This window comes from Alteromonas sp. LOR, from assembly GCF_000753865.1.
In the GTDB taxonomy this organism is placed as follows: domain Bacteria; phylum Pseudomonadota; class Gammaproteobacteria; order Enterobacterales; family Alteromonadaceae; genus Alteromonas.
Genome location: NZ_JQFW01000044.1, coordinates 1 through 730, shown reverse-complemented (window position 1 = coordinate 730; position 730 = coordinate 1). Strand labels below are relative to the sequence as shown.

The 730-nt window shown below is 46.8% G+C and carries 1 protein-coding gene; it reads left to right on the top strand.

Annotated elements, in window-relative coordinates; genetic code table 11:
* Position 1: 1 nt before the first annotated feature.
* The coding region (locus tag JV36_RS0113520) for an elongation factor Tu (protein WP_032139782.1) at positions 2-730 on the top strand (729 nt) is incomplete at its 3' end.

Sequence of the window (730 nt, the reverse complement as noted above, 5' to 3'; positions counted from 1 at the left end):
AATGGCAAAAGAAAAGTTTGAACGTACGAAACCCCATGTAAACGTGGGTACTATCGGCCACGTTGACCACGGTAAAACCACGCTAACTGCAGCTATCACTACTGTTCTAGCGAAGACCTACGGCGGTTCTGCAAGCGCATTCGATATGATCGATAACGCGCCTGAAGAAAAAGCACGTGGGATCACCATCTCTACGTCACACGTAGAATATGATACTCCTTCTCGTCACTACGCGCACGTTGACTGCCCAGGACACGCTGATTACGTTAAAAACATGATCACTGGTGCTGCACAGATGGACGGCGGTATCCTAGTAGTTGCTGCGACTGATGGCCCTATGCCACAGACTCGTGAGCACATCCTACTTGGTCGTCAGGTTGGTATTCCTCACATCATCGTGTTCATGAACAAATGTGACATGGTTGATGATGAAGAGCTTCTTGAGCTAGTAGAAATGGAAGTTCGTGAACTTCTTAGCGAATATGACTTCCCAGGCGATGACCTTCCAGTTATCCAAGGTTCTGCACTTAAAGCCCTTGAAGGCGACGCAGAATGGGAAAAGAAAATCATCGAACTAGGTGAAGCTCTTGATTCATATATCCCAGAGCCAGAGCGTGCAATCGACAAGCCGTTCATTCTTCCAATCGAAGATGTATTCTCAATCTCAGGTCGTGGTACTGTTGTAACAGGCCGTGTTGAGCAAGGTATTGTTAAAGTTGGTGAAGAAGTA